The organism is Rhodococcus sp. (in: high G+C Gram-positive bacteria), assembly GCF_049286785.1.
Lineage (GTDB): Bacteria > Actinomycetota > Actinomycetes > Mycobacteriales > Mycobacteriaceae > Rhodococcus_F.
Genome location: NZ_JBAQEO010000299.1, coordinates 1 through 25,897 on the forward strand (window position 1 = coordinate 1; position 25,897 = coordinate 25,897).

Consider the following 25,897-nt stretch of genomic DNA (forward strand, 5'->3'; position numbering starts at 1 on the left):
ATTCAACTCCCGCCCAGGCGGTCCCGGCGCTTCGGCGGCGCCAGCTCAGTACACCGGCCCCGTGTACTTCTCGCCCGGTCCCTTGCCCGGCTCGTCCGGGTGGGAGGACGACTCGCGGAACGCCTTCTGCAGGGCCTGGAGGCCTTCCCTGATCGGGCCCGCGTGCGGTCCGAGATATTCGACCGACGCGGTAACGAGTCCGGCGAGTGCGGTGATGACCCGACGGGCTTCGTCAAGATCGAAATGGGGGCTGGCTTCCGGTTCTGGGTCGGACAAGCCGAGCTTTTCGGCGGCCGAGCTCATGAGCATGACCGCGGCACGGCTGATGACCTCGACAGCCGGCACGTCGGCCAGTTCCCGGACATCGGTATTCTCGGCGGCGGTGCCGTCGTTCGGGGTGTCAGCGAAGTTCTCCGTCATGGGTTAGAGGATTCCACCAGGCGCTCGGCGGGCGAACGTCCGGTGTCGATTAGCTCGCGACGTGCATGAATGCTATCCTGGATCGCAACGACCGCCTTCGGATTTGTCGGGGGCAGCAAGTGGAGTCCGACTCCCACCTCTGCGCGGCAGTGAAAACTGCAGTTCAGTGGTCCGGTCGCCTGGTTCGACTTCGATCGAACCGGGTTCCTCAGAAGTGAGGAGGCGTGGGATCGGCGTGAGCCGTGAGTTCGTCTGATCGGTCGACATCGGGCCCCGCATGGTGACGCAATCACCGCAGCGGGGCTTTTTTGTTGGGAATCCGGGCGCAATACAGGCTGCTGGCGGTCTCGAGACAAGACCGTTCAACCTAGGAGGCCCCATCAGCACTGAGACCCGCATCAACGATCGCATCCGAGTTCCCGAGGTCCGCCTCGTCGGACCCGGAGGTGAACAGGTTGGCATCGTGCGTGTTGAAGATGCACTCCGCTTGGCCCTCGAGGCCGACCTCGACCTGGTCGAGGTGGCCCCCGACGCTCGCCCGCCGGTCTGCAAGATCATGGACTACGGCAAGTTCAAGTACGAGGCAGCGCAGAAGGCTCGTGAGTCGCGCAAGAACCAGCAGCTCACGGTTATCAAGGAGCAGAAGCTCCGTCCCAAGATCGACGATCACGACTACGAGACCAAGAAGCGCAACGTCGTGCGCTTCCTCGAAGCCGGATCGAAGGTCAAGGTCACGATCATGTTCCGCGGACGCGAGCAGTCGCGTCCGGAGCTCGGCTTCCGGCTGCTGCAGCGTCTGGGCGCAGACGTCGCGGATCTCGGATTCGTCGAGACGTCGGCCAAGCAGGACGGCCGCAACATGACGATGGTGCTTGCACCGCACAAGGGCGCGAAGACTCGTGTCAAGGCGCAGGAAAGCGCTGCTGCGCCACCTGCGCAGCGGGCAGTTCCCGCGCAGCCCGAACAGCCGGCAACGCCGGCGGAGCCGACGGGTGACACCACGCCCGGTGAGGCTCCGTCCAGCTAGTCCGACTCCACCAGCAAGATCCGGATGTATCTCGTCATCCGGAAACAGAGAACTGAGGATTCCATGCCCAAGATGAAGTCCCACAGCGGTACCGCGAAGCGATTCAAGGTATCCGGTAGTGGAAAGATCCTGCGCCAGAAGGCTGGTCGCCGCCACCTGCTCGAGCACAAGCCCACCAAGGTGACGCGTCGTCTCGACGGCAAGGCGGTTGTCAGCAAGGCCGACACTCCTCGCGTCAAGCGCCTCCTCGGCCTCTGAGTCGACTTCCCTTCTCTGACCACCCGGGGCGGTTTCCGCCCCAAGATTGACAGGATTTTCAGTGGCACGCGTAAAGAGGGCGGTAAACGCCCAGAAGAAGCGTCGTTCGATTCTCGAAGCCTCCAGCGGCTACCGGGGACAGCGCTCGCGTCTGTACCGCAAGGCAAAGGAACAGCAGCTCCACTCGCTGACCTACGCCTACCGTGACCGCCGTGCGCGCAAGGGCGATTTCCGCAAGCTGTGGATCACCCGTATCAACGCTGCTGCGCGTGCGAACGACATCACGTACAACCGCTTGATCCAGGGCCTGCGCCTGGCCGAAATCGAGATCGACCGCAAGAACCTTGCCGAGCTGGCTGTGTCGGACGCGGCCGCGTTCACCGGCCTGGTGGCGCTCGCCAAGGCAGCTCTGCCGGCAGATGTGAACGCTCCCGCCGGAGAAGCAGCCTGAGTCTCTCGCCCCGGCCCTTCGAGACCCGGAAACGACCCGTGGACCCGCTCACCGAGCGAACCCCACGGGTCGTTTCTGCTGTCAAACTGCTGCGCACCGCGGAACGTCGCAAGGTTGGACGCTTCCTGGTGGAAGGGGAGAACTCCGTCGCGGAGGCATTCGGCACCCGGACCGTGCACGACCTCTTCTACACGGCGGACGCGGCGCGGCGTTACGGCGAGCTGATCGATCTGGCCGAGTCGAAAGGTGTGCGTGTCTCGCTGGTGACGGACAAGGCCGTCCGCGGGCTCAGTGACACCGTCACCCCGCCCGGACTGGTGGCTGTCTGCGACCTTCTCGACGTCGCGCTGTCGGAAGCCGTACGGCCCGGTACGAGACTCCTTGTTGTCCCGGTTGCCGTGAGTGAGCCCGGCAATGCCGGGACGGTGATCCGGGTGGCCGACGCCGTCGGCGCCGACGCTGTGATTCTCGCAGGCGACAGTGTCGACCCGCACAACGGCAAGTGCGTGCGCGCCTCCGCCGGAAGTCTCTTTCATCTGCCTGTCGTGCGGGAGCGGAACACCGAGGCAGTGCTCGACGCCATCGGCGGGGCCGGAATTCAGGTACTCGCCACCGCGGCGGACGGCGAGGTGGATCTGGACGAGGCGGACGAGCTTCTCGCACGGCCCACGGCGTGGCTGTTCGGAAACGAGGCGCACGGCCTCGACCCCGCCGTCGCCGCTCGTGCGGATCATCGGGTTCGGATCCCCATCCGTGGGCGGGCCGAAAGCCTCAACTTGGCAACTGCTGCCTCGATCTGCCTGTACACGAGTGCACGAGTCCAGCACCGCGGGCACACCAACGGGTGAATCGGTGGAATTGCCGATCGCCTAGGATTCGAAGCGAATATTTTCGTTCGCGTCAAGACTCTGCAGAGAAGAACTGAAGGAGTGGCATCGGTCGTGGCTGGTAAAGAGGGCGCTGCCTCGCGTGGGGTCGATGCGAGTGGGGTCGATGCCGGTGCACCGCTCACCGAAGAGGCCCTGACCGCGGCAGCCGAGAGCGCGGAGAAGGCGTTCGAGTCGGCAAGTGATCTCGACGCTCTGGCGAAGGCCAAGGTCGAGCACCTCGGTGACAAGTCGCCGATCGCGCTCGCACGGCGTGGTCTCGGTGCGCTGCCGGGCAAGGAGAAGGCCGACGCGGGCAAGCGGGTGAACGTTGCCCGGACCCGCATCAGCACTGCGTTCGACGCCCGGCGTGAGGCGCTGCTGGCCGAGCGCGATGCGGCAGTGCTGGTAGCGGAGTCGATTGATGTGACGTTGCCCTCGCAGCGTCAGCCCGTCGGCGCCCGCCACCCGATCAGCATCATCTCGGAACAGGTCTCGGACGTGTTCGTTGCCATGGGGTGGGAGGTTGCCGAGGGGCCCGAGGTGGAGACCGAGCACTTCAACTTCGACGCACTGAACTTCCTTCCGGATCATCCCGCGCGGACGATGCAGGACACCTTCCACATCGCCCCGGAGGGCTCCCGGCAGGTGCTGCGCACCCACACGTCCCCGGTCCAGGTGCGCACGATGCTCTCGCGTGAGCTGCCGATCTACGTGGTGTGTCCCGGGCGTACCTTCCGCACCGACGAACTCGATGCCACGCACACCCCGGTCTTCTCCCAGATCGAGGGGCTCGCCGTCGACAAGGGGCTGACGATGGCGCACCTGCGCGGCACCCTCGACGCGTTCGCGCGTGCACTCTTCGGCCCCGACACCCGGACGCGGATGCGCCCCAACTACTTCCCGTTCACCGAGCCGTCCGCGGAGGTGGACGTATGGTTCCCGAACAAGAAGGGCGGCGCCGGCTGGGTCGAGTGGGGCGGCTGCGGCATGGTCAACCCGAATGTGCTGCGCGCCTCCGGAATCGACCCGGAGGAATACTCCGGATTCGCCTTCGGGATGGGACTCGAGCGCACGTTGCAGTTCCGCAACGGTATCTCGGACATGCGCGACATCGTCGAGGGTGACGTGCGGTTCACGCTGCCCTTCGGTGCCGCGGTCTGACGGCGCGAACTTCTCCACACAGTCATGACATTTTTCGAACGAGAGAGCTGAGCAGACGTGCGAGTAGCGCAATCCTGGCTGACCGAGATCCTGCAGCGTGCAACCCCCGGCTGGGAGGTCACCGCGGATGAGCTGGACGCCGGCTTCGTCCGTGTCGGACTCGAGGTGGAGGAAGTGGACCGACTCGAGGCGATCGAGGGTCCGCTCGTGGTCGGCAAGGTACTCGAGATCGAAGAACTTACCGAGTTCAAGAAGCCGATCCGCTTCTGCAAGGTCGATGTCGGTGCGGCCGAGCCGCAGGGAATTGTCTGCGGTGCCCGAAACTTCGCCGAAGGCGACCTCGTGGTGGTGGCCCTTCCTGGAGCGGTTCTGCCCGGCGGGTTCGCGATCGCCTCACGTAAGACGTACGGGCGGATTTCCGAAGGAATGATCTGTTCGGTCGCAGAGATGGGAATCGGCCGCGATCATTCGGGGATTCTGGTGCTCGAGCCGCGCACGGCGGCGCCCGGCGCCGACGCCAAAGAACTGATGGGTCTGCACGACACCGTCATCGAACTCAACATCACCCCCGACCGGGGTTATTGCTTCTCCGTGCGAGGCCTCACCCGTGAACTCGCGTGCGGGTTCGACCTCGAATTCGCGGATCCGGCCGTGGTGCCTGCACTGCCCGCCGAGGGTGAAGCCTGGCCGATCCGGGTCGAACCCGATTCCGGGGCACGGCGTTTCGCGGCCCGCCGGGTCATCGGGATCGACCCCGAGGCGGTCAGCCCGTGGTGGCTGCAGCGCCGTCTGCTGCTCTCGGGTGTGCGGCCGATCTCCCCGGCCGTCGATGTCACCAATTACGTGCTGCTCGAAATGGGGCAACCACTGCATGCGTTCGACGCGGCCAAGATCAGCGGTGAACTCGTGGTGCGCCGCGCGGTTGCGGGCGAGAAGCTGACGACACTCGACGAGACGGAACGCCTTCTCGACCCCGAGGATGTCGTGATCGCGGACGATTCGGGTGTCGTCTCACTCGCCGGCGTCATGGGAGGCGCGTCCACCGAGGTGAGTCCTGCCAGCACCGACATCCTGCTCGAGGCAGCGACGTTCGATCCCCTCGGCGTCTTCAAGACTGCCCGTCGGCACAAACTGTCCAGCGAGGCAAGCAAGCGGTTCGAGCGCATTGTCGACCCCGAGATTCCCGTCGCCGCACTCGACCGGGCCGCGGCCCTTCTCGTGGAGATCGCGGGCGGGCGCGTCGAGCCCACCCTCACCGACATCGGGGGCGTTCCCGGTCGCGAGTCGATCCGAATGGACATCGACCTGCCCGACCGGGTAGCAGGCGTCACCTACCCGACCGGTACCGCGGCGCGGCGCCTCACGCAGATCGGCTGCAATGTCGAGGTCGGTGTCAGCGAGAGTGGCCACGGCCAGCTGATCGTCACTCCGCCGTCGTGGCGTCCGGACCTGGCTCAGCCCGCAGATCTGGTCGAAGAGGTTCTGCGTCTCGAAGGACTCGAGCAGATCCCGTCGGTACTGCCGTCCGCACCGGCGGGCCGTGGATTGACGCCCACGCAGCGTCGCACGCGCGCACTGGGCCGAGCCCTGGCCTGCGCCGGCTACGTCGAGGTGCTTCCTCCGGTGTTCCTGCCCGCCGCGGTCTTCGACACGTGGGGCCTCGACGCCGACGACCCGCGCCGCGCCACCAGCAAGGTTCTCAACCCGCTCGAGGCGGATCGTCCCGAATTGGCCACCACGCTGTTGCCCGGCCTGCTCGAGGTGCTCGCACGCAACATCTCCCGCGGGCAGCGCGACCTGTCTCTGTTCGGGATCGCGCAGGTGGTGCTTCCCGGTGAGGACACGAGGGCCGTCGAGGCGCTGCCGGTGGATCGTCGACCCACCGACGAACAGATCGATGACCTGATGAGGTCGTTGCCGGCACAACCGGTCCATGTGGCGGCGGTTCTCACCGGACTGCGTGAGCCGAGCGGACCGTGGGGACCCGGCCGTGCGGCCGATGCCACCGATGCGTTCGCCGCTGCTCGGACCATCGCGTCGACTGCGGGGGTGGAAGTCGAGTTCCGGGCCACCCGGTATCTGCCGTGGCATCCGGGCCGCTGCGCGGAGTTGCTGGTGGGCGGGGTTGTCGTAGGCCACGCCGGTGAGCTGCACCCCGCGGTGCTCGAACGTTCCGGCCTGCCTCCCCGCACCTGTGCGGTCGAGATCGATCTCGACGCGCTGCCGCTGGTGGAAAACCTTCCGGCGCCTAAGATCTCACCCTTCCCCGCGGTGCTTCAGGACGTTGCAGTGGTGGTCGACGTGTCAGTTCCGGCCGCCGAGGTACAGGCTGCGCTCCGGTCCGGTGGCGGCGAACTCCTCGAGGACATCCGGTTGTTCGATGTGTTCGAGGGGGAGCAGATCGGTGAGCGACGTAAGTCCCTGGCGTTCGCTCTCCGCTTCCGCGGCGACGATCGCACCCTCACCGAGGACGAGGCGAGTGCCGCGAGGGACGCGGCTGTCGCCGCAGCGGCTGCCGCAGTGGGTGCTCAGCTGCGCGGATAGCGCAGTTTCGTACTTCCGGGCCCGGCCGTTTCTCCGTCTGACACAGGGGTGAACAATGTTCACCACTCTGTCGATCGGCTTGTGTGAGGATGCCGCTAAACTCCGGCGCTCAGTGCGACGGTCACGGGGACGATCGTCAGGCAGAACACAGCCGCGACGAACAGGCTGATGACCAGGCGGCGATCCCATCGGCCGCGCGCTCCGCTGGCCGCGAGTACGAAGGTCACGAAACCCACGCAGACAGAAACGATGGTCACAATCACCGGGGTGTCAATCACAGGAAGATTGTCTCCCACGTCGGTCCCGGCCGAGAAACCCGTGCCGGGAATCGGTACTGGGGAGGTCCGGCGTGGAAGGATTGAGATGACCGGCTCGTATGACCGGGAGTTCGGTCGAGAGGAGAATTCGGTGTCGGACGAGAATTCGGTGTCGGACGAGAATTCGGTGTCGGACGAGACTGCGACACCCGAGGCTGATGCCGTGTCCGAGGTTGCCGCCGCCGCTCGTCAGCTCACCGACGCCGATTTCGTCGAGGTCGCGCGCCGCGTGTCGCGGGACAGGCCGGGTCTCGCATTCCTCGCGTCTGCGCTGGAAGCCGGTGAGGCAGAGGGGGCGCGCCACGACGTCGTGTACGCCGAGGTGGTGGGGGAGCCCACCGTGCCGGAATCCGACTACACCCAGTCCGGCGTCCCCACCTTCGACCGTGTCCGCGACAAGATCGAGGGACGGTTCGGCACCGCCGTCGGTGCTGGCGAACTGGCCCGCGAGAGTCCGGCCGGTCATTCGGTCGAGGAACAGTGGGAGGCCCGGGAGAAGGCGGCCAAGGCCAAACTGGAGGAGATCCGCCGTTCGATGGGCGACGAGTAGCCTGTGCCACCAGGCGCCTGTGAATTAGGTTGCATGATGATGCATAATCAATCGTATGACTGAGGAAGTGGGAAACCCGATCAGGATTGCCGTCGCCGGCGCAAGTGGATACGCCGGGGGTGAAGTGCTGCGCTTGTTGCTGGGGCATCCGTCGTACGCGGACGGTTCGCTGGTCATCGGCGCGCTCACCGCGGGCGGCAACGCCGGCACGACCCTCGGCTCGCACCACCCGCATCTTCTTCCGCTCGCCGACCGCGTGCTCGAGGACACCACGGTCGAGATTCTCGCCGGGCACGATGTCGTCTTCCTCGGACTGCCGCACGGCAACTCCGCCCAGTACGCAAAGGCGCTGCCCGAGTCGACGCTGATCATCGATTGCGGGGCCGACTTCCGGCTCACGAATGCAGACGACTGGGAGCGGTATTACCAGAGCCCGCACGCCGGTAGCTGGCCGTACGGCCTCCCTGAACTTCCCGGCGCCAGGGAGAAGCTGAGCGGTGCCACCAGGATCGCGGTTCCCGGGTGCTACCCGACGGCGGCCAGTCTCGCACTGGTGCCTGCCGTCGCGGCCGGCGTGATCGAACCCCGGGTCACGGTCGTCGCCGTCAGCGGTGCCTCCGGGGCGGGACGCACACCCAAGGCGGATCTGCTCGGAGCCGAGGTGATGGGGTCGGTGCGCGCCTACGGCGTCGGCGGTACCCATAGGCACACCCCGGAGATCATTCAGAACCTGTCCGCCGTGGCAGGGGAGCGGGTGAGCGTCTCGTTCACACCCGTCCTGGCACCCATGCCGCGAGGAATCCTCGCGACGTGCACCGCCGCGACCACTGCGACGGAGGACGAGATCCGGGTCGTATACGAGAAGGCGTACGCAGACGAACCCTTCGTGCACGTGCTCCCGAAGGGTGTACTGCCGCAGACGGGCGCAGTGATAGGTTCCAACGCGGTCCAGATCGCCGTCGCGGTCGACGTCGACGCCGGCCAGCTGATCGTCGTCGCCGCGATCGACAACCTGACCAAGGGCACCGCCGGTGGGGCGGTCCAATCGATGAATCTTGCGCTCGGCCTACCCGAGACCGCTGGTCTCTCGACAGTGGGAGTTGCACCGTGAGCACTGACAGCACGAGTCCCTACAGCACGACCGATCCGGGCCGGCCGCGGGAGGTTGCCGGCGGCAAACTCGTTCGCACACAGGGTGTTTCGGCACCTGCGGGGTTCCGTGCCTCCGGAATCAAGGCCGGGATCAAGGCCAACGGCAATGCCGACCTCGCTCTGGTTCTCAACGAGGGACCCGAGCTCGCGGCTGCCGGCGTGTTCACCACCAACAAGGTGAAGGCCGCACCGGTGCTGTGGTCGCAGCAGGTGCTCACCACCGGCCGGTTGCGGGCGGTCGTACTGAATTCCGGCGGTGCCAACGCCTGCACGGGGTCCGGGGGATTCCAGGACGCCCACAAGACGGCGGAGGAAGTGGCTGCCGCGTTGAGCAACTGGGGAACCGAGACGGGCGCCGTCGAGGTGGCCGTGTGCTCCACCGGCCTGATCGGTGACCGGCTGCCGATGGACAAGCTCCTTCCCGGTGTTACCGAGGCCGTCCACGAACTCGCCGGCGGTATCTCGGGCGGTACCGATGCGGCGTACGCGATCATGACCACGGACACCGTTCCGAAGCAGGCGTCGCTGCATCACGCGAACAAGTGGAACGTGGGCGGCATGGCCAAGGGCGCCGGCATGCTGGCGCCGGCGCTGGCCACCATGCTCTGCGTCGTGACGACCGATGCCGTCGCGTCGGCCGCCCAACTCGATGCCGCCCTCCGTGCGGCCACTCGGGTCACCTTCGACCGCCTCGATGTCGACGGCGCGACCTCGACCAACGACACGGTGCTGCTGCTGGCGTCCGGCGCGAGCAACGTCACGCCCACCGAGGAGGAACTCGCGGAGGCGGTCACGGCCGTGTGCGACGACCTCGCCGACCAGATGATGGCGGACGCGGAGGGTGTCACCAAGCGGGTACGCGTGACGGTCAGCGGCGCGGCCTGCGAGGACGATGCGCTCATCGGGGCCCGCACCGTCGCCCGGGACAGTCTCGTCAAGACAGCGCTGTTCGGCTCCGATCCCAACTGGGGTCGCGTCCTCGCGGCCATCGGGATCGCACCCATCGAGCTCGACCCCGACAAGATCAGCGTGTCCTTCAACGGGAACCCGGTCTGCATCGACGGTGTCGGCGCGCCCGGGGCCCGCGAGGTCGACCTGAGCGACACCGATATCGCACTCGACATCGATCTCGGCATCGGCGATTCCGCGGTGACCATTCGGACCACGGATCTCTCGCACGCCTACGTCGAAGAGAACTCGGCGTACTCGTCATGACTCTCGGCAGAGCTTCGCTGACCGGCATCACGGAACACCAGAAGGCGCATGTCCTGGCCGAGGCCCTCCCGTGGTTGCAGCAGTTCCGCGACAAGGTGGTCGTCGTGAAGTACGGCGGCAACGCGATGATCGACAGCGAACTCAAGACCGCGTTCGCCGCCGACATGGCGTTCCTCCGGACCGTGGGAATCCACCCCGTGGTGGTGCACGGCGGAGGACCGCAGATCAACGCGATGCTGACGAAGCTCGGCATGACCGGCGAATTCAAGGGTGGCTTCCGCGTCACCACGCCCGAAGTCATGGATGTCGTCCGGATGGTGCTGTTCGGCCAGGTCGGCCGGGAACTCGTGGGCTTGATCAACGCGCACGGCCCCTACGCCGTCGGCATCTCCGGTGAGGACGCCCATCTGTTCACCGCCACCAAGCGGACGGTGATGGTCGACGGCGCGGCGACCGACATCGGACTCGTCGGCGACGTCACCACGGTCAACCCCGACGCCGTGCTCGATCTCATCCAGGCCGGGCGCATCCCGGTGGTCTCGACCATCGCGCCCGACGCGGACGGCGTGGTGCACAACATCAACGCGGACACCGCGGCCGCGGCTCTGGCGGAGGCGATCGACGCGGAGAAACTCGTCGTCCTCACCGACGTCGAGGGTCTGTACACCAACTGGCCGCAGCGGGACTCGCTGGCCACCGAGATCGACGCCGCGGCGCTCGCCCACCTGTTGCCCACACTGGACGCCGGCATGGTGCCCAAGATGGAGGCCTGCCTGCGTGCCGTGCGTGGCGGTGTCCCCACCGCCCACGTCATCGACGGACGGGTACCCCACTCGGTGCTGCTCGAACTGTTCACCGGCGAGGGCATCGGCACCATGGTCACGCCGGAACGGGCGACGCCCGGCAGCACTGCCACATCCGACACCGAGGGAGACGCACGATGACCGGCACACTCGACATCCAGCGGCGGTGGGCATCATCGCTGATGGACAATTACGGCGTGCCGAAGGTCGCGTTGACGCGCGGCAACGGCGCGGTGCTCACCGACGCCGACGGCAAGGAGTACATCGACTTCCTCGGCGGTATAGCCGTCAACATTCTCGGCCACGGACACCCGGCGGTGATCGAGGCCGTGACGCGTCAACTGTCGACACTCGGCCATGTGTCGAATCTGTATGCCAGTGAACCCGTCGTCACCCTTGCCGAACGGTTGCTCGCGCATCTCGGTGTGCCCGGGAAGGCGTTCTTCTGCAATTCGGGCGCCGAGGCGAACGAAGCGGCGTTCAAGCTGGCGCGAATGACGGGCCGCCTCAAGATCATCGCGGCACAGAACTCCTTCCACGGCCGGACGATGGGTGCGCTCGCGCTCACCGGGCAACCCGACAAGCGGGCGCCGTTCGAGCCGATGCCCCCGGGCGTGGAACACGTGCCGTACGGCGACGTGGCCGCACTCGAGAACGCTGTCGACGATCAGACCGCCGCGGTGTTCCTCGAACCGATCATGGGCGAATACGGCGTCGTCGTCCCACCCGACGGATACCTTCTCGCGGCCCGTGAGATCACGGCCCGTCACGGCACACTGCTGGTCCTCGACGAGGTACAGACGGGCATCGCGCGCACCGGCTGGTTCTACGCACATCAGGCCTGCGGAATCGTGCCCGACGTCATTACCCTCGCCAAGGGGCTCGGCGGCGGGCTGCCGATCGGTGCCGTCCTGGCGACGGGAAGCGCCGCGGAGTCCTTCGGACCCGGCAAGCACGGCACCACGTTCGGCGGAAACCCGGTGTGCGCCGCCGCCGCGCTGGCCGTGCTGGACACCATTGCCGAGCAGGACCTCGTGTCGCGCGCCGACAGCCTGGGGAAGCGCATCACCCATGGTGTCGAGGATCTCGGACACCCGCTGATCGATCACGTCCGCGGCGCGGGCCTGCTACTCGGCATCGTCCTGCGGGGAGCTCCGGCGCCGGCCGTCGAGGCGGCCGCCCGGGAGGCGGGTTTCCTGGTAAATGCAGCACGGCCCGAGGTGATCCGGCTCGCACCGCCGCTCATCCTCTCGGAGGACCAGGCCGACGCGTTCGTCACGGCTCTCCCCGCAATTCTCGACACAGTGAAATCGGCCGCCGTGCCGGGAGGGAAGTGACAACCGTGGTGAAGCACTTTCTCAGAGACGACGACCTGACGCCGGCGCAGCAGACCGAGGTTCTCGAGCTCGCCGCATTGTTGAAGAAGTCGCCCTTCGCGGAACGTCCATTGGAGGGGCCGCGCGGCGTGGGCGTGATCTTCGAGAAGAACTCGACGCGCACCCGGTTCTCCTTCGAGATGGGCATCGCGCAGCTCGGCGGGCACGCCGTCGTGGTGGACGGCCGCAGTACTCAGCTCGGCCGTGAGGAGACCCTCCAGGACACGGGCCGGGTTCTGGGCCGCTACGTCGACGCGATCGTGTGGCGCACGTTCGGGCAGAAGCGGCTCGAGCAGATGGCCGCCGGGACCAAGATTCCGATCGTCAACGCACTGTCCGACGAGTTCCATCCCTGCCAGGTGCTCGCCGATCTCCAGACCCTCGCGGAGCGGAAGGGCTCGCTGAAGGGGCTGAAGCTGACGTATCTCGGTGACGGTGCCAACAACATGGCCCACTCCCTGATGCTCGGCGGCGTGACAGCAGGGATACACGTCACCATCGCCAGCCCCGACGGGTTCGCGCCGCTGCCCTGGGTCGTCGAGGCGGCCCGGACCCGCGCGGCCGAAACCGGTGCCACCATCACCCTCACCGGCGATCCGCAGTCGGCGGTTGTGGGAGCGGATGCCCTGGTCACCGATACGTGGACCTCGATGGGCCAGGAAAATGACGGACTCGACCGGGTCGGACCGTTCCGGCCGTTCCAGATCAACGCCGCCCTGCTCGCGAAGGCCGATTCAGACGCCGTCGTTCTTCACTGCCTGCCCGCGCACCGCGGTGAGGAGATCACCGACGAGGTGATCGACGGTCCGCAGAGCGCAGTCTGGGACGAGGCCGAGAACCGCCTCCACGCGCAGAAGGCACTACTCGTCTGGTTACTCGCGCAACGTTCCGGGAACCGTCCGTGAGTGCCGCTCATCCGCAACGGGTTGCGAATGCCGCGACGGCCCCCACCCGGGCCGGGCGTCAGGCGCGGATCGTCGCGATCCTTGCCACCCACTCCGTCCGCAGTCAGACGGAACTTGCGAGCCTGCTCGCGGTCGAGGGCATCGATGCCACGCAGGCCACCCTCTCGAGGGATCTGGAGGAACTCGGCGCCGTCAAGCTGCGAGCAGCCGACGGTGGAGCAGGCGTCTATGTGGTTCCCGAGGACGGCAATCCCGTCCGCGGAGTCTCGGGTGGGACCGACCGACTGTCACGCCTGGTGAGCGAACTGCTGGTATCGACCGACTCCAGCGGCAACCTGGCTGTGCTGCGGACGCCCCCGGGGGCGGCGCACTATCTGGCAAGCGCGCTGGATCGGGCATCATTACCTGACGTCGTGGGAACGATCGCCGGGGATGACACCATTCTCGTGGTGGCACGGGAACCGCTCACCGGAGCGGAACTCGCGTCCAGGATCGAATCACTTGCTTGAACCGAGATTGCCCGTCCACTGAACTTTTCGACCGACAACTGAATCATCTCTACAGATCTTCAACCTAAGGAGCACAAGGACCATGGCCGATCGCGTCGTACTCGCCTACTCGGGCGGGCTGGACACCTCAGTCGCCATCAGCTGGATCGGCAAGGAGACCGGCAAGGAAGTTGTTGCAGTCGCCATCGATCTCGGCCAGGGTGGCGAGGACATGGAGGTCGTGCGCCAGCGTGCGCTCGACTGTGGCGCGGTCGAGTCGGTCGTGGTCGATGCTCGCGACGAGTTCGCTGACGAATACTGCCTGCCCACCATCCAGGCCAACGCCCTCTACATGGACCGTTATCCGCTGGTATCCGCGATCAGCCGGCCCCTGATCGTCAAGCACCTCGTCGAGGCGGCCCGCTCGCACGGCGGCACCACCGTTGCCCACGGCTGCACCGGCAAGGGCAACGATCAGGTCCGGTTCGAGGTCGGCTTCGGATCCCTCGCACCCGATCTCGACGTCATCGCACCGGTCCGTGATTACGCGTGGACCCGCGAGAAGGCCATCGCCTTCGCCGAGGAGAACGAGATCCCGATCAACGTGTCGAAGAAATCGCCGTTCTCCATCGACCAGAATGTGTGGGGCCGGGCCGTCGAGACCGGGTTCCTCGAGGACCTGTGGAACGCGCCGACCAAGGACGTCTACGACTACACGCAGGACCCGACGGTCAACTGGCAGGCACCGGACGAGCTGATCATCAGCTTCGAAGCCGGCCGTCCCGTCGCGATCGACGGCAAGCCGGTCTCGGTCCTCGAGGCAATCCAGGAACTCAACCGCCGGGCCGGCGCCCAGGGCGTCGGCCGCCTCGACGTGGTCGAGGACCGCCTCGTCGGCATCAAGAGCCGCGAAATCTACGAAGCTCCCGGCGCGATGGTTTTGATCAACGCACACCAGGAACTCGAGCATGTCACTCAGGAGCGTGAACTCGGCCGCTACAAGCGTCAGACCGAGCAGCGCTGGAGTGAGCTGGTGTACGACGGCCTGTGGTTCTCGCCGCTGAAGGTCGCGCTCGACACCTTCATCGAGAAGACCCAGGAACGTGTCTCCGGCGACATCCGCCTCGTTCTGCACGGCGGTGCGATCATCGTGAACGGACGCCGCAGCAACGAGTCGCTGTACGACTTCAACCTGGCGACCTACGACGAGGGTGACACGTTCGACCAGTCGTACGCCAAGGGCTTCGTCCAGATCCACGGGCTGTCTTCGAAGGTCGCGGCAAAGCGCGATCTGGGCCTGTAGGCGTGAGCGCGCACGGCACCGGCGAAGGTGCTCAGCGTAAGGGCACGACCGTCACCGGGGCACTGTGGGGCGGCCGATTCGAATCCGGACCGGCCGCCGCCATGGCGGCGCTCAGTAAATCAACCCATTTCGACTGGGTTCTGGCGCCGTACGACGTCCGGGCGTCCCAGGCCCACGCACGGGTACTGCACAAGGCCGGATTGCTGAGCGACGACGACCTCGCGACGATGCTCGGCGGGCTGGAAAGCCTGGCGGCCGACGTCGCGAGCGGGGCGTTCGGTCCGAGCGAATCCGACGAGGACGTGCACGGGGCGCTCGAGCGTGGACTGATCGAACGGGTCGGGCCGGAGGTCGGGGGACGACTCCGGGCCGGGCGCTCGCGCAACGATCAGGTGGCGACGCTGTTCCGGATGTGGCTGCGGGACGCCGTCCGGCGGGTGGCCGCCGGCGTTCTCGACGTCGTCGACGCGCTCGCGACACAGGCGGCGGCGCATCCGTCTGCGGTCATGCCGGGCAAGACGCACCTGCAGGCTGCGCAGCCGGTGCTGCTCGCGCATCACTTGCTCGCGCACACGCACCCATTGCTCCGCGACGTCCGGAGGCTCCAGGACTTCGATGTCCGGGCTGCTGTCTCGCCTTACGGTTCCGGGGCGCTCGCGGGTTCATCACTCGGGCTCGACCCCGAGGCCATCGCGGCGGAACTGGCCTTCGACTCCTCCGCGGAGAATTCGATCGATGCGACGTCGTCGCGCGACTTCGCCGCGGAGGCAGCCTTCGTCCTGGCGATGATCGGAGTGGATCTTTCGCGGATGGCCGAGGAGGTCATTCTCTGGAGCACGCCGGAATTCGGATACATCACGCTGGCCGATGCCTGGTCCACGGGTTCGTCGATCATGCCGCAGAAGAAGAACCCGGACGTGTCCGAATTGACGCGGGGCAAATCCGGTCGGCTCATCGGCAACCTGACGGGTCTGCTGGCGACGCTCAAGGCGCAGCCCCTGGCGTACAACCGGGATCTACAGGAAGACAAGGAACCGGTCTTCGATTCGGTGACGCAGCTCGAACTGCTGCTGCCCGCGATCAGCGGACTGGTCTCCACACTCGAATTCCACACGGATCGAATGGCGGAACTGGCGCCCGCGGGCTTCACACTGGCCACCGACATCGCGGAATGGCTGGTGCGCCAAGGTGTTCCGTTCCGGGTCGCCCACGAAGCGGCCGGGGCATGTGTGCGAGTCGCGGAAGCACGCGGTGTCGGGCTCGAGGATCTCACCGACGAGGAGCTGGCCGGGGTCGATGCGGCACTCACCCCCCAGGTCAGGGATGTACTCACCGTGGAGGGTTCTATCTCTTCGCGTAACGCCCGCGGCGGTACGGCCGGTGTTCGCGTAGCCGAGCAACTGGGCGGAGTGCGGCGACTCTCGGAGACTCTGCGAGAGTGGTGCCGATGACCCAGGCGTTGTTCACCCCCTGAGCGGGGTGTGCAGCGGGTCGGTCCCCGTTGGGTCCGGGGGCAGTAGTGTGAAGACCAACGAATGAGACGTGCGTCACAATTCGAGACTCTGGGGAGTGTATTTCGTGGGAATGACTGCGGAAACCGTATTGGGTCCGATCCGCCGTGCAGTGGCGACAGCTCAGAACGGGCTGGAGGTGGTTCGTCTCGGGGGGCTCGAGACGAACGAGACGACATCACCTTTCGAGGTGGTCGAACGGGCGCCCATGTACCGGCTCCGGCGTTATTTTCCCGATACCGACCCCGCCGAGGCCGGCCCTCCCATCGTGCTGGTTCCGCCGATGATGATGTCCGCCGACGTCTACGACGTGACCAGGAGTCAGGGTGCCGTCGGAATCCTGCACGAGATGGGTATCGACCCGTGGGTGGTCGACTTCGGTTCTCCGGACAGCGAAGAAGGTGGCTGGGATCGGAACCTCGCCGACCACGTCGTCGCGATCAGCGACATCATCGATCGCGTCCGCACTCACACCGGCCGCGACGTCCACCTGGCGGGATACTCGCAGGGCGGCATGTTCGCTTACCAGGCGGCGGCGTACCGCCGAAGCCGCAACATCGCCAGCCTTATCACCTTCGGTGCTCCGGTGGACACTCTCGCTGCGCTGCCGTTCGGTATTCCTGCCGGCCTCGCGACGGAAGCGGCAGGCTTCCTCGCCGATCACGTCTTCAATCGGCTGGCGGTCACCGGATGGATGGCCCGCACCGGCTTCCAGCTGCTCGACCCGGTGAAGACCCTGAAGTCCAGGCTGGATTTCCTCCGGCAACTCCATGACAGGGAAGCGCTGCTGCCACGTGAGCAGCAGCGGCGGTTCCTGGCAACCGAAGGATGGGTAGCCTGGTCGGGCCCGGCCGTGGCGGAGCTGCTCAAACAGTTCATCGTCCATAACCGGATGATGACCGGCGGTTTCGTGATCAAGGACAGCGTCGTGTCGCTGGCGGAGCTGACCTGCCCCATCCTCGCATTCGTCGGCGAGGTCGACGATATCGGCCAGCCGCTGGCGGTCCGCGGCATCCGCCGGGCCGCGCCGCGGGCGAACGTCTACGAATCGACGTTGCGGGTAGGCCATTTCGGACTCGTGGTGGGCTCGTCCGCCGCCGCTCACACCTGGCCGACCACGGGAGAGTGGGTGCTGTGGAACGAGGGGCTGGGCCCGCGGCCTGCCGACCTCGAACTGATGCACTACGACGAACACTTCGGAAGCGAGACCGGAGTCTCGGTCAGTGACCGCATCGTTCACACGATGGCATCCTTCGCCGAGGTCGGGGTCGGGGTGGGTAAGGGACTCAGTGGTCTCGCGTCGGGTGCGCTGCGTGGAACGGTCGAGCTGTCGGGCGAGGCCACGCGCGCGCTTCCGCGTCTGGCCCGACTCGGGCAGATGCAACCGCATACGCAGATCTCGTTGAGTCGTCTCCTCGCCGAGCAGCGGCGGAAGGCGCCGAGCGGAGAGTGTTTCCTGTTCGACAACCGGGTTCACACCTACGAGGCGGTGAACCAGCGGATCGACAACGTCGTGCGCGGTTTGATCTCGGTCGGTGTGCGCCCCGCGGCCCATGTGGGCGTGGTAATGGAGACACGACCGAGTGCGCTTGCCGTGATCGGGGCGCTGTCGCGCCTGGGTGCGGTGGCGGTGCTGCTCCCGCCCGGAAGTGAGATCCACACTGCGATCAGTATCGACGGCGTTGAGCTGATCGTGACCGATCCGGAAAATCTCGATGCGGCGGTCACAACCGGCATGCAGGTCCTGGTTCTCGGCGGCGGTGACGGTAGGGATCTGAATCTCGCTCCCGGGTCGAACGTCATCGACCTGGAGAAGATCGATCCCGCCTCGGTATCGCTTCCCGGCTGGTATCGGCCTGATCCCGGTCTGGCGCGCGAACTGGCGTTCATCATCTGCAGTGAGTCCAACGGCCACTGGGAGACCAAGCACGTCACCAACTACCGATGGGCGTTGTCGGCGTTCGGCACGGCCTCCGCGGCGGATCTGGACCGCGGGGACACGGTGTATTGCCTAGCGCCGCTGCATCATTCGTCGAGTCTGCTCGCGGCGATCGGTGGGGCCGTCGCGGGTGGTTCCCGGGTCGCACTGTCGCATGGACTGGACCCCGAACGCTTCACCGAAGAGGTACATCGGTACGGCGTGACAGTGGTCAGCTACACCTGGACGATGATGCGGGAGATTCTCGACGCCGATTCGTTCGCGCTGGACGGGAGTCATCCGGTGCGGCTGTTCCTCGGATCGGGCATGCCGCAAGGACTGTGGCGGCGAACCACCGAGCGATTCGCACCCGCCAAGGTGCTCGAGTTCTACGCCTCCACCGAGGGTGATGTGGTTCTCGCGAATGTGTCGGGCGCGAAGGTCGGCGCGAAGGGCCGCCCTCTGCCTGGCAGTGCCGAGGTGCGCCTGGCGGCGTACGACCCGCTGACCGGGAAACTACTCGAGGACGAGCAGGGTTTCATTCGTGAATGCGCAGTCGACGAGGTCGGGTTACTGCTCGGCGGGGCAGGCCGCCACGCCGAGATGTCGGGTGCCATGATCCGCGGGGTCTTCACCGCGGGCGACGCGTGGATACCCACCGAGAACCTGTTCCGGCAGGACGCGGATGGCGACTTCTGGCTCGTCGACCACAAGCGAACGGTGATCCTGACGCCGCGGGGGCCGGTCTTCACCCAGCCGATCATGGACGCTCTCATGTCGGTGGATCGGATCGATCTGGTGGTGGTGTACGACGTGACCGCAGGTGGCCGGACGTTCGCCGTGGCGGCTCTCACCCTCCGAAGCGGTCGCCCTCCTCGCATGGCGGAGGTAGCCGACGCCATCGAAACACTGCCGGTCGCGGCACGCCCCGACATCATCCACGTGGTCGACTCCATTCCACTGGGATCGTCGTACCGTCCGAATCCCGAGAGCCTCCAAGCGGCCGGTTTGCCCAAGCCGAGTAGGCGTGCGTCGTACCTCGATCCGACTGACTTCGAATACAAGCGGCTTACCAAAGCGGCGCTGACCGAACTCGAGCACGGCTCGGATGATCTGTCTGCCGGCGCGCGGTAACCTGAGGCTGCTCACCCGACCGGTTCGAGAGGACTTCTGTGGTTATTGATCCGACTTTGCTCGGCATTCTGGCGTGCCCCCAGGACAAGGGACCGCTGTTGTTGATCGGGGACGAATGGCTTTACAACCCTCGCCTCCGGCGGGCATACCCGATCGAAAACGGAATTCCCGTCCTTCTGATCGACGAGGCGCGGGTCGTGGACGCAGACGAGCACGACAGGTTGCTCGCCCGGGCTGCAGGCGAATCCTGATCACACCGGTAACGGACCGGTGAGATAGCGCTGCAGGGTGGGCGCGACGATCTCGACGAGGTCGTCGAGCGACAGTGACACGAGTGGCTCGAACTCGAGTATGTATCGCGTCACGAGCACTCCGGCCATCTGTGACGCCACCAACTGCATCCTCAGCAACCCCGTTCCCGGTGGGTTGTTCACCCGGGGGCCTAAGTCCCGCAGGACCACTTCCATCAGGAACGTACGAATGAGATTGGGTTCGTTGCCTGCCATTGCGGACCGGAACGCGGCGACCACCGCAGGCCGGTGGGGGGATTCCCACACCGAGAACACGGCTCGGGCGAGATGTCGGCCTACATCGGAGGTCGGCATCTCCAAGACCGGTGCGATCACCTGGCTGGGATCCACCGGGATGTCCACGGACGCGAGAAACAGGTCGCGCTTCGTACCGAAGTAATGGTGTACGAGAGCCGGGTCCACGCCGGCTCCACTTGCCACTGAGCGAACACTTGTCTTGTCGAATCCGTTCTGGGAAAAGAGCTTCCGCGCAATATCCAGGATTCGTGATCGGGTGTCCGGGTTGCCGGGCCGACGTCCGGTGCGGGTCTGCGTGCTGGTCTTCGCGCTTGTTCGGACGTCGGTCATGGTGTCCGGCGCCTCAGTGTGGCGGCGCCCAGCGCCAATGCGAGAAGCCCGAAACCGCCGACCACCGCCAGATCACGCACCATGACGCCGGTAACCCCGGGGTGGACCGCGATCTGCTGGAGTGCCTCGACGGCATAGCTCAGGGGCATGACGTTGCTGATCCATTCGAGCAACGTGGGAAGTTGATCGCGTGGAACAAGCAGTCCGCACAGGAACAGCTGGGGAATGACGACGACGGGCATGAACTGGACTGCTTGGAACTCGGTGCGTGCGAACGCGCTGAAGAGCAGGCCGAGGGCGACGCCGAGAACGGCATTCAGCACGGCGATCAGGATCACCCAGATGACGCTCCCCGCCGTGTCGAGTCCGAGAAACCCGAAAGTGACAATGCAGGCCAATGCGGCCTGTGCCGCGGCCGCAAGGGAAAAGCCCGCGGCGTAGCCGCCGAGGAGGTCGAGCTTGGCCATCGGCGTCGTGAGGAGCCGTTCGAGCGTTCCTGAGGTGCGTTCGCGCTGCATCGCGATGGAGGTGACGAGGAACATCACGGTGAAGGGGAGGATGCCGAGCATGGTGATCGCGATCCGTGCGAACAGCGGTGTCTGGCCGGGCGGGGTCGAAACGTTCTCGTATAGAAAGTACAAAAGGATCATCAGCAGGCTGGGGACGAGCAGGATCATCGCGACGGTGCGGTGATCGGCTCGCAGTTGTGTGAGGACCCTGCCCGCGGTCGCGGCCGATATGGTGACGTTCATCGGGTTTCACTCCCTACGCGGCTGGTTCGAATCAGGCTCAGGAAGGCCTCCTCGAGGCTGGTCTGTCCGGTCTGCTCACGCAGTTCGCCCGGTGATTCCTGCGCGAGGACGTACCCGTCGCGCAGGAGGAGCAGCGACGCGCAGTGTTCTGCTTCGTCCATCACGTGGCTGGACACCAGCAGGGTCGTCCCCTCGGCGGCAAGGGCGTCGAATCGTGCCCACAATTCGACGCGGAGTATCGGGTCGAGACCGACGGTCGGCTCGTCCAGCACGAGGAGTTCGGGACGAGCTACCAGGGCGCACGCCAGGGAAGCCCGCCCGAGTTGTCCTCCCGAGAGGTCCTGCGCCTTCTGCCCGGCGAATCGTGAGAGCCCCACCGCGCCGATCGCTTCCGTGACCGCGCTCGCCGGTTGACCGTAGAGCGTCGCGAAGTAGGCGACGTTCTTCCGGACCGTCAGATCGGGGTACACGCTGGGGGACTGGGTGACATAGCCGACGCGTCGTCGCAACGTGGCGGAACCGGCAGGGGAGCCCAGAACGGTGACGGAACCGGACTCCACGATCTGGGTGCCGACCACGCAGCGCATGAGGGTGGTCTTTCCGCATCCGGACGGCCCGAGTAGGCCCGTGATCGATCCGGTGGGCACTTGCAGATTCACGTCGTGCAGCACCTCGTGCTTGCCTCTTCGGACGTGAAGGTTCCGTATGTCGACTGCCGTGCTGCCAGACATGGCATGCCTCAATTCATCGCTTGGTGAATTCACTGCATGATGAATTATGCGACTGCGCGACTTCTCCAGTCAACGGTTGTGGAGAATCGGATCGTGACCATCGAACGACTCTCCGAGGCCGATCCTGTCGACGCTGCCAAGATCGTGCTCGGATCCACGCTGAACGTGGCGAACGTACGCATCCGAATCGTCGAGGTCGAGGCGTACGGGGGAGAGAAGGACGGGCCGTGGCCCGATCCGGCATCCCACTCCTACCGCGGACGAACTCCACGCAACGCGGTGATGTTCGGTCCGGCGGGCCGCCTGTACGTGTATCGCAGCTACGGGATGCACTTCTGTATGAACGTTTCGTACGGACCGGACGGGGTCGCGGGCGGCGTTCTCCTGCGCGCGGGCGAGGTGCTGGAGGGTGCGGACACCGTACGGTCGCGACGCTCCCACGTTCAGCGACCCGTGGAATGGGCCCGGGGCCCGGGCAACCTGGGTTCCGCGACTGGCATCACTCTCGCGGACAACGGCGCAGCATTGTTCGAGGACGGCTCGGACATTCGCCTCGAGATAGCCGAGGTCGATGACTGGGTGAACGGTCCGCGGGTCGGGGTCAGTTCCGCCGCCGACCGGCCGTGGCGCTTCTGGATTCCGGAGTCGGCGGCGGTGTCGGTGTATCGACGAAGCCCGCGTGCGGCAGCCGTCCGAGAGTAAATGGGATGATCGGACCCGTGACTGAGAACATCATCGATGAACTGACCTGGCGTGGACTCATTGCTCAATCAACCGATCTCGACGCATTGCGGCGCGATCTCGACGCCGGACCGGTCACGCTCTATGCCGGATTCGACCCCACCGGGCCGAGTTTGCACGCCGGTCACCTGGTGCCTTTGCTCGCGCTCAAGCGGTTCCAGCGGGCCGGCAATCGTCCCGTCGTCCTGGCGGGCGGGGCCACCGGGCTCATCGGTGATCCGCGCGACGTCGGCGAGCGGACGATGAACTCGGCGGACACGGTCGCCGAATGGGCGGATCGGATCCGTGGCCAGCTCGAACGCTTCGTCGACTTCGACGAGTCCCCGAGCGGGGCGATCATCGAGAACAACATGAGCTGGACCGGCAAGCTCTCCGCCATCGACTTTCTCCGTGACGTGGGCAAGCACTTCTCGGTCAACGTCATGCTGGCCAGGGACACCGTCAAGCGGAGACTCGAGTCCGACGGCATGTCCTACACGGAATTCAGTTACATGCTCCTGCAAGCCAACGACTACCTGCATCTGCGCCGCACTCACGGCTGCACGCTGCAGGTCGGCGGATCCGATCAGTGGGGCAACATCATCGCCGGCGTCGAACTCAATCGCCGTGTCGACGGTGAGTCGGTGCACGGACTCACCGTTCCGCTGGTCACCTCGGCGGACGGGAAGAAGTTCGGCAAGTCCACGGGCGGGGGAAGCCTCTGGCTCGATCCCGAGATGACGAGCCCTTATGCCTGGTACCAGTACTTCGTGAATACCGGTGACGCGGATGTGATCAAGTACCTTCGGTGGTTCACCTTCCTCTCGGCCGAGGAACTCGCCGAACTCGAGACCGCGACTGCAGAACGCCCGCACGCCCGCGAGGCGCAGCGCAAGCTCGCCGCGGAGATGACCACGCTCGTGCACGGAGCGGGGAACACCCGAGCAGTCGAGCTGGCGAGCCGGGCGCTCTTCGGCCGGGCCGAGCTGCGGGAACTGGACGAGCCGACACTCGGGGCCGCTCTGAGGGAAGCGTCCGTCGCGGAATTGGTGCCGGGGGAGCCGGCCAGCATCGTCGACCTGCTCGTACTCAGTGGACTGTGCGAGAGCAAGGGTGCCGCCCGTCGCACGGTCAAGGAGGGGGGAGCCTCGGTGAACAACCAGAAGATCGCGAGTGAGGACTGGGCTCCGGAGTCGGGGGATCTCCTGCACGGAACCTGGCTGGTCATTCGCCGAGGCAAGCGCAACTTCGCCGGCATCAAGGTGCTGGCGCACTGAGTGCCGGGGGTCACAGCCGTGTCATTCGGTGGAATCCGCTCGGTGGGCGTGCGCAGTGCCGGGGCCACCAGCGGATTTCACGTTCCGTACTCCTGTGACCAGGCGATTTGACGCTCCGTTAGCAGGCGCGTAACTTATTCCAAGTCAGAGCGACACGGACACCAACCCCGACCGGAAGGTCGGGGACACGAGGTTGGACGAAGGCGCCTGAACTTCCCGGGACCGTACCGAATTGGTTCGCAGTCCTGGGATGGCCTGAATCGCCCCGGTTTGCATCGGGAGGCGGGCAGGAGATAAAGTAGAACGGTTGCCCCGGATCGGCTGGTGTGTGTTGCTGGTGGTGATGGTGTGTGCGTGTTCTTTGAGAACTCAACAGTGTGTCGATGAATGTCAGTGCCAAATTTTTTGGTACTCCGCATCACGTATGTTTCACCGGGCCTTGGGGTTTGGTGGGGTGTGGTGTGGGTAGTGCTGATTCTTCTCATTCTTCACGGTGTGGGGAGAGATCAGTGTTTGAACGCTAGTTTGAGTTTATTTTGCTAGTGATTTGACTCTTTTTGTCTATGACTGATTAGCCGGCCTTTCGGGGTTGGTGATATCGAGAGTCTTCAACGGAGAGTTTGATCCTGGCTCAGGACGAACGCTGGCGGCGTGCTTAACACATGCAAGTCGAGCGGTAAGGCCCTTCGGGGTACACGAGCGGCGAACGGGTGAGTAACACGTGGGTGATCTGCCCTGCACTTCGGGATAAGCCTGGGAAACTGGGTCTAATACCGGATATGACCAAGAGTCGCATGGTTTTTGGTGGAAAGGTTTACTGGTGCAGGATGGGCCCGCGGCCTATCAGCTTGTTGGTGGGGTAATGGCCTACCAAGGCGACGACGGGTAGCCGACCTGAGAGGGTGACCGGCCACACTGGGACTGAGACACGGCCCAGACTCCTACGGGAGGCAGCAGTGGGGAATATTGCACAATGGGCGAAAGCCTGATGCAGCGACGCCGCGTGAGGGATGACGGCCTTCGGGTTGTAAACCTCTTTCAGCAGGGACGAAGCGAGAGTGACGGTACCTGCAGAAGAAGCACCGGCTAACTACGTGCCAGCAGCCGCGGTAATACGTAGGGTGCAAGCGTTGTCCGGAATTACTGGGCGTAAAGAGTTCGTAGGCGGTTTGTCGCGTCGTTTGTGAAAACTCACAGCTCAACTGTGAGCTTGCAGGCGATACGGGCAGACTTGAGTACTGCAGGGGAGACTGGAATTCCTGGTGTAGCGGTGAAATGCGCAGATATCAGGAGGAACACCGGTGGCGAAGGCGGGTCTCTGGGCAGTAACTGACGCTGAGGAACGAAAGCGTGGGTAGCGAACAGGATTAGATACCCTGGTAGTCCACGCCGTAAACGGTGGGCGCTAGGTGTGGGTTCCTTCCACGGGATCCGTGCCGTAGCTAACGCATTAAGCGCCCCGCCTGGGGAGTACGGCCGCAAGGCTAAAACTCAAAGGAATTGACGGGGGCCCGCACAAGCGGCGGAGCATGTGGATTAATTCGATGCAACGCGAAGAACCTTACCTGGGTTTGACATATACCGGAAAGCCGTAGAGATACGGCCCCCCTTGTGGTCGGTATACAGGTGGTGCATGGCTGTCGTCAGCTCGTGTCGTGAGATGTTGGGTTAAGTCCCGCAACGAGCGCAACCCCTATCTTATGTTGCCAGCGCGTCATGGCGGGGACTCGTAAGAGACTGCCGGGGTCAACTCGGAGGAAGGTGGGGACGACGTCAAGTCATCATGCCCCTTATGTCCAGGGCTTCACACATGCTACAATGGCCAGTACAGAGGGCTGCGAGACCGTGAGGTGGAGCGAATCCCTTAAAGCTGGTCTCAGTTCGGATCGGGGTCTGCAACTCGACCCCGTGAAGTCGGAGTCGCTAGTAATCGCAGATCAGCAACGCTGCGGTGAATACGTTCCCGGGCCTTGTACACACCGCCCGTCACGTCATGAAAGTCGGTAACACCCGAAGCCGGTGGCTTAACCCCTTGTGGGAGGGAGCCGTCGAAGGTGGGATCGGCGATTGGGACGAAGTCGTAACAAGGTAGCCGTACCGGAAGGTGCGGCTGGATCACCTCCTTTCTAAGGAGCAT

Annotated in this window: 24 protein-coding genes and 1 rRNA gene; 20 read left to right on the forward strand and 5 right to left on the reverse strand. The window is 65.3% G+C overall.

Annotated elements, in window-relative coordinates; all coding sequences use genetic code 11:
* Positions 1–45: 45 nt before the first annotated feature.
* Positions 46–420, reverse strand: a complete 375-nt coding sequence (locus WAW17_RS11565) for a DUF1844 domain-containing protein (protein WP_422333120.1) — start codon at positions 418–420, stop codon at positions 46–48.
* Between the two features lie 328 nt (positions 421–748).
* Here WAW17_RS11565 and infC point away from each other — a divergent pair, with 328 nt between their 5' ends.
* The 6 genes from infC (at position 749) to pheT (ending at position 6,730) form a co-directional block, all read left to right on the forward strand.
* Positions 749–1,447: a translation initiation factor IF-3 gene (infC, locus tag WAW17_RS11570; protein WP_422333142.1), complete on the forward strand. Its 699-nt coding sequence runs from the start codon at positions 749–751 to the stop codon at positions 1,445–1,447.
* A gap of 63 nt (positions 1,448–1,510) precedes the next feature.
* Positions 1,511–1,705, forward strand: a complete 195-nt coding sequence (gene rpmI / locus WAW17_RS11575) for a 50S ribosomal protein L35 (protein ID WP_422333121.1) — start codon at positions 1,511–1,513, stop codon at positions 1,703–1,705.
* A 61-nt stretch (positions 1,706–1,766) separates the two neighbouring features.
* The gene (rplT, locus tag WAW17_RS11580) at positions 1,767–2,156 is read left to right on the forward strand and encodes a 50S ribosomal protein L20 (protein WP_422333122.1); all 390 of its coding nucleotides are present in this window, start codon (positions 1,767–1,769) and stop codon (positions 2,154–2,156) included.
* Positions 2,157–2,194: 38 nt separating this feature from the next.
* Positions 2,195–3,004 carry a TrmH family RNA methyltransferase gene (locus WAW17_RS11585; RefSeq protein ID WP_422333123.1) on the forward strand — a complete coding sequence of 270 codons (810 nt, stop codon included), beginning with the start codon at positions 2,195–2,197 and terminating at the stop codon, positions 3,002–3,004.
* A 93-nt stretch (positions 3,005–3,097) separates the two neighbouring features.
* Positions 3,098–4,186 carry a phenylalanine--tRNA ligase subunit alpha gene (pheS, locus tag WAW17_RS11590; RefSeq protein ID WP_422333124.1) on the forward strand — a complete coding sequence of 363 codons (1,089 nt, stop codon included), beginning with the start codon at positions 3,098–3,100 and terminating at the stop codon, positions 4,184–4,186.
* Positions 4,187–4,243: 57 nt separating this feature from the next.
* Positions 4,244–6,730 carry a phenylalanine--tRNA ligase subunit beta gene (pheT, locus tag WAW17_RS11595; RefSeq protein ID WP_422333125.1) on the forward strand — a complete coding sequence of 829 codons (2,487 nt, stop codon included), beginning with the start codon at positions 4,244–4,246 and terminating at the stop codon, positions 6,728–6,730.
* A gap of 95 nt (positions 6,731–6,825) precedes the next feature.
* On the opposite strand, the gene WAW17_RS11600 is transcribed toward pheT, so the two are convergent.
* Positions 6,826–7,008, reverse strand: coding sequence for a hypothetical protein (locus tag WAW17_RS11600; protein ID WP_422333126.1), 183 nt, complete (start codon positions 7,006–7,008; stop codon positions 6,826–6,828).
* Between the two features lie 85 nt (positions 7,009–7,093).
* Between WAW17_RS11600 and WAW17_RS11605 the strand changes: the two genes are divergently transcribed.
* The 11 genes from WAW17_RS11605 (at position 7,094) to WAW17_RS11655 (ending at position 19,653) form a co-directional block, all read left to right on the forward strand.
* A complete protein-coding gene (locus WAW17_RS11605) occupies positions 7,094–7,597 on the forward strand; it encodes a hypothetical protein (RefSeq protein WP_422333127.1) in 504 nt (167 codons plus the stop codon).
* Between the two features lie 55 nt (positions 7,598–7,652).
* The gene (argC, locus tag WAW17_RS11610) at positions 7,653–8,708 is read left to right on the forward strand and encodes an N-acetyl-gamma-glutamyl-phosphate reductase (RefSeq protein WP_422333128.1); all 1,056 of its coding nucleotides are present in this window, start codon (positions 7,653–7,655) and stop codon (positions 8,706–8,708) included.
* Entirely contained in the window at positions 8,705–9,964 is a 1,260-nt protein-coding gene (argJ, locus tag WAW17_RS11615; protein ID WP_422333129.1) for a bifunctional glutamate N-acetyltransferase/amino-acid acetyltransferase ArgJ, read from the forward strand. Before argC ends, argJ begins: the two co-directional genes overlap by 4 nt.
* Positions 9,961–10,908, forward strand: coding sequence for an acetylglutamate kinase (argB, locus tag WAW17_RS11620; RefSeq protein ID WP_422333130.1), 948 nt, complete (start codon positions 9,961–9,963; stop codon positions 10,906–10,908). The genes argJ and argB overlap by 4 nt, the downstream gene beginning before the upstream one ends.
* Positions 10,905–12,104, forward strand: coding sequence for an acetylornithine transaminase (locus WAW17_RS11625; protein ID WP_422333131.1), 1,200 nt, complete (start codon positions 10,905–10,907; stop codon positions 12,102–12,104). The genes argB and WAW17_RS11625 overlap by 4 nt, the downstream gene beginning before the upstream one ends.
* Positions 12,101–13,048, forward strand: coding sequence for an ornithine carbamoyltransferase (gene argF / locus WAW17_RS11630; RefSeq protein WP_422333132.1), 948 nt, complete (start codon positions 12,101–12,103; stop codon positions 13,046–13,048). The genes WAW17_RS11625 and argF overlap by 4 nt, the downstream gene beginning before the upstream one ends.
* Entirely contained in the window at positions 13,045–13,557 is a 513-nt protein-coding gene (locus tag WAW17_RS11635; protein ID WP_422333133.1) for an arginine repressor, read from the forward strand. The genes argF and WAW17_RS11635 overlap by 4 nt, the downstream gene beginning before the upstream one ends.
* A gap of 82 nt (positions 13,558–13,639) precedes the next feature.
* Positions 13,640–14,839, forward strand: coding sequence for an argininosuccinate synthase (locus WAW17_RS11640; RefSeq protein ID WP_422333134.1), 1,200 nt, complete (start codon positions 13,640–13,642; stop codon positions 14,837–14,839).
* Positions 14,840–14,841: 2 nt separating this feature from the next.
* On the forward strand, positions 14,842–16,290 hold the full coding sequence (gene argH / locus WAW17_RS11645) for an argininosuccinate lyase (RefSeq protein ID WP_422333135.1): 1,449 nt from the start codon (positions 14,842–14,844) through the stop codon (positions 16,288–16,290).
* 133 nt (positions 16,291–16,423) lie between these two features.
* Entirely contained in the window at positions 16,424–19,402 is a 2,979-nt protein-coding gene (locus WAW17_RS11650; protein WP_422333136.1) for an acyl-CoA synthetase, read from the forward strand.
* A 38-nt stretch (positions 19,403–19,440) separates the two neighbouring features.
* Entirely contained in the window at positions 19,441–19,653 is a 213-nt protein-coding gene (locus WAW17_RS11655; RefSeq protein WP_422333137.1) for a Trm112 family protein, read from the forward strand.
* Here WAW17_RS11655 and WAW17_RS11660 read toward each other — a convergent pair whose 3' ends face one another.
* Genes WAW17_RS11660 through WAW17_RS11670 form a run of 3 tightly spaced genes read right to left on the reverse strand, consistent with a single transcriptional unit; the run spans position 19,654 to position 21,763 of the window.
* On the reverse strand, positions 19,654–20,280 hold the full coding sequence (locus tag WAW17_RS11660) for a TetR family transcriptional regulator (RefSeq protein ID WP_422333138.1): 627 nt from the start codon (positions 20,278–20,280) through the stop codon (positions 19,654–19,656).
* Entirely contained in the window at positions 20,277–21,032 is a 756-nt protein-coding gene (locus WAW17_RS11665; protein ID WP_422333139.1) for an ABC transporter permease, read from the reverse strand. Before WAW17_RS11665 ends, WAW17_RS11660 begins: the two co-directional genes overlap by 4 nt.
* Positions 21,029–21,763: an ABC transporter ATP-binding protein gene (locus tag WAW17_RS11670; protein WP_422333140.1), complete on the reverse strand. Its 735-nt coding sequence runs from the start codon at positions 21,761–21,763 to the stop codon at positions 21,029–21,031. Before WAW17_RS11670 ends, WAW17_RS11665 begins: the two co-directional genes overlap by 4 nt.
* A 39-nt stretch (positions 21,764–21,802) precedes the next feature.
* Here WAW17_RS11670 and WAW17_RS11675 point away from each other — a divergent pair, with 39 nt between their 5' ends.
* From WAW17_RS11675 to WAW17_RS11685, 3 genes are all read left to right on the forward strand, one after another.
* Positions 21,803–22,465 (forward strand): DNA-3-methyladenine glycosylase, encoded by a 663-nt coding sequence (locus tag WAW17_RS11675; RefSeq protein ID WP_422333143.1) that lies wholly within the window; start codon positions 21,803–21,805, stop codon positions 22,463–22,465.
* Between the two features lie 17 nt (positions 22,466–22,482).
* Positions 22,483–23,760: a tyrosine--tRNA ligase gene (gene tyrS, locus WAW17_RS11680; protein ID WP_422333141.1), complete on the forward strand. Its 1,278-nt coding sequence runs from the start codon at positions 22,483–22,485 to the stop codon at positions 23,758–23,760.
* 608 nt (positions 23,761–24,368) lie between these two features.
* Positions 24,369–25,886: ribosomal RNA gene (locus tag WAW17_RS11685) — 16S ribosomal RNA — on the forward strand.
* Positions 25,887–25,897: the final 11 nt, after the last annotated feature.

Excerpts from the sequence above, each read along its gene's own strand:
- WAW17_RS11660 (WP_422333138.1), bottom strand. The coding sequence starts at position 20,280 with ATGACCGACGTCCGAACAAGCGCGAAGACCAGCACGCAGACCCGCACC.
- WAW17_RS11565 (WP_422333120.1), bottom strand. The coding sequence starts at position 420 with ATGACGGAGAACTTCGCTGACACCCCGAACGACGGCACCGCCGCCGAG.
- WAW17_RS11640 (WP_422333134.1), top strand. The coding sequence starts at position 13,640 with ATGGCCGATCGCGTCGTACTCGCCTACTCGGGCGGGCTGGACACCTCA.
- rpmI (WP_422333121.1), top strand. The coding sequence starts at position 1,511 with ATGCCCAAGATGAAGTCCCACAGCGGTACCGCGAAGCGATTCAAGGTA.
- WAW17_RS11625 (WP_422333131.1), top strand. The coding sequence starts at position 10,905 with ATGACCGGCACACTCGACATCCAGCGGCGGTGGGCATCATCGCTGATG.
- WAW17_RS11650 (WP_422333136.1), top strand. The coding sequence starts at position 16,424 with ATGACTGCGGAAACCGTATTGGGTCCGATCCGCCGTGCAGTGGCGACA.
- argB (WP_422333130.1), top strand. The coding sequence starts at position 9,961 with ATGACTCTCGGCAGAGCTTCGCTGACCGGCATCACGGAACACCAGAAG.
- WAW17_RS11605 (WP_422333127.1), top strand. The coding sequence starts at position 7,094 with ATGACCGGCTCGTATGACCGGGAGTTCGGTCGAGAGGAGAATTCGGTG.
- WAW17_RS11670 (WP_422333140.1), bottom strand. The coding sequence starts at position 21,763 with ATGTCTGGCAGCACGGCAGTCGACATACGGAACCTTCACGTCCGAAGA.
- argC (WP_422333128.1), top strand. The coding sequence starts at position 7,653 with ATGACTGAGGAAGTGGGAAACCCGATCAGGATTGCCGTCGCCGGCGCA.
- WAW17_RS11675 (WP_422333143.1), top strand. The coding sequence starts at position 21,803 with ATGAATTATGCGACTGCGCGACTTCTCCAGTCAACGGTTGTGGAGAAT.
- WAW17_RS11665 (WP_422333139.1), bottom strand. The coding sequence starts at position 21,032 with ATGAACGTCACCATATCGGCCGCGACCGCGGGCAGGGTCCTCACACAA.